Below are 2604 nucleotides of genomic sequence, written 5' to 3'. Positions count from 1 at the left end.
CCTTCCCCTGCTAACGTCACACCACATGCTGGAACCGCCGTGGTGACCGATCTACTTTGTTGCGTCGGCTAGATGGACCTACTCGTTTTTAAGAGCGAGTGCAGAACTCTGATATGTAAAAAATCAATACAAAAAGGACGTCATTCGAATAGGGAGTTTCGTGAAACTCGCTACTGAACGACGTCCTTTTTTATACTAAAACCTTGAATGTTTCAGGTTTCCTTAGTATGATAGGTGCATCTAAGTTGAAGACACGGGTCGCGTGAATTCAACAGTTCAATAGCCAGTGGTGGTACACTCGCTATTCAAAAGCGTCACTTCGATGATTTTCAACTTGTCGCCAAACAAGCTGAAGGGAGAAGTGGCGTTTTTTGTTGTTCCGTCCATATTTTGTTACTGATTATTCTACCTCTACATAGATATGATGACAATAAAATATTTCTTCTTACTGCATCGTTTTTCTATTTCTCTTGTCACGAACCTTCATGTAAATTGCGTATATCAACCCTAGATAGGCAACCACGGTACCGAAATAAAATAGATAATCGACCCAAGGCTCAGAGTATGGAAATCTAGTGAATTGATAACTCATAAGCGTAAAAAACACACTCATGAATAACATATGACCAACATCTCTAAAGTTCTTTTTAACCGTATCAATAATCAATTCATTCACCCCTTATTTGAAGATTCTGATAATAAAAATATAGCATAAAGAGATGTATTATTTTGCCTTTTCGTAAAACCTTTAGCTAAAGCCGTTGCTTTTTTCGACCGTGTGGGCGACCATAAAAATACTGCCTGACAAGTGTCAGTATGTAAATGGGCACTCCTTATCTTCGATATCTCGTGAAGGGACGAAAACAACATGCAGCGACCACGAATGACCAAGCCGAATGACATACCAAAACTACTCACGATCGCCGACCTTTCTGTTCGTTGGGATATGCCAAGACAAAGTATTCACGACAAAAAAGGAGAGAACAAATTCCCTCTCCCAGTACAATATGTCGCGAACAATCGGACGGCACTCTTTCTCGAAAGCGACATCATCGAATACGAAAAAGAGAATCCGTACATCAAGACAAGAGCACAACGAGAAGCGCGACGGAATTTCATTTTCAAGTTGTATATGGACGCAAATGACGAATAAAAAAAGTGGCACATTTCGTGCCACTTTCGTGTTTTTGCCGGCACATTTCGTGCCATTTTTGGGGTTTTGATGATATCACGGAAACCCCAGGCTCTGCCTGGGCTATCACGGAAAGTGATAGCAGTTTCCCCTTATGCTCTTTGAACATAATCGTTTAAATATAATCGGCTATACGCGAGAACTAATAACCATCAAAAATATGAAATACTCAGTCTAAATAACGAATCTTTTGGTTGTACCAAGAAATTGAAGTTCCACCAGTTGAAGTAGCTTTGTAAAGTCTGATGTCACCTTGTGCAGAGAACTTAACGAACGTAGTGGAACCATCAGCCTTTATGTACTTTCTGACCTGAGCGCCTGGAGCCAAGTTGTTAAATTCACGAGTTGCTTGCAGAGAAGTTGCATTCTTCACGTAATTTTGTGTCCCTGTTGACGTCACGTTAGTCAACCTAGCTCCACTCCGTACACCACTCCATCCTGCGGGCGGCAACTTCCCACCACCACATAACGGATCAACAGTCGTGACATTTGTGCCCGTAAGGCTTTCACTTTCAACAACAACATTACCTTCAAACGCTTCGACTTCAGTTGCAGAAACTGATTCATCTACAAGTTCCCACTCTCCGCTAGTCGTTTCTACCGTTGACCAGACACGATCACAAGCGGCATCTACAGTTTTACCTAACGGTAAAAGTAAAAATAGTAATGCTAACGACAAAGAAATTGAAATAAATTTTTTCAACAAAAAACCCTCCTTTTTATGTATAATAATACAAAAGTTATCTGAATACATCGAATTATTTGAAATTAATGGGAGGGGTTTTTTTGGTTAATTTTGATTTAGATATACTTCTTGCTACAGAGGAATACATATTGGAATTAGACAAATTTCACTTGGAAAGAAATGAGCACTTCGCCATAAATATGTACTTCCATGCGGCCACGGACGCCACTAAAATTTTAACTGACGATGAATCACGGAAGTATTTCTTAGTGCAGTTCGACAAATACGCAATGTTTTTAGGTACTTTAGAAGAACATGGGATTCACGAAGACGACCTGAAGAACCAAAGGCCGATAGTAAAACTATCAGATTCCAAATTACTTTCTTTTGCCAAAGAAAATATGCAAACTCAAGTTGCAAATACAGATCGAGGTCCGATTTCTCATTTTGTAATTCGAACATTCGATCAGGAATTCCACGTCTTGTCTCACAGCGACCCTATAGTCATTGATATGGGGAAAAAATAAAGGACCCTCCAAAGGGTCCTTTATTTTTTCTTTTAGGGATATAACCTTTGAAAAGTTTGTGAAATTAGGCATTTTTCGTCTGTTTTTTAGACTTCGGCTTGAGAGCGTCGCCAAGTTTGCGTGGAGTTTTTATTTCACGCAAACTTGACGTTTTTTCGCCCTTTTTAGAGGTTTCTCGAGTCGGACACCTTCCGGTATAG

General features: G+C 39.9%; 2 protein-coding genes. One reads left to right on the top strand and one right to left on the bottom strand.

What is annotated here, in order from left to right:
- Nucleotides 1-1361: 1361 nt before the first annotated feature.
- Complete coding sequence (locus KNP77_RS15720; RefSeq protein ID WP_214891753.1) at nt 1362-1895, bottom strand: hypothetical protein; 534 nt, start codon at nt 1893-1895, stop codon at nt 1362-1364.
- Nucleotides 1896-1978: 83 nt separating this feature from the next.
- On the opposite strand from KNP77_RS15720, the gene KNP77_RS15715 reads away from it, so the two are divergent.
- Nucleotides 1979-2404, top strand: coding sequence for a hypothetical protein (locus KNP77_RS15715; RefSeq protein WP_214891752.1), 426 nt, complete (start codon nt 1979-1981; stop codon nt 2402-2404).
- The last annotated feature ends 200 nt before the right edge of the window (nt 2405-2604 follow it).

This window comes from Exiguobacterium sp. s142, from assembly GCF_018618455.1.
In the GTDB taxonomy this organism is placed as follows: Bacteria; Bacillota; Bacilli; order Exiguobacteriales; family Exiguobacteriaceae; genus Exiguobacterium; species Exiguobacterium aurantiacum_A.
This window is presented reverse-complemented; position numbering and strand designations above follow the sequence as displayed.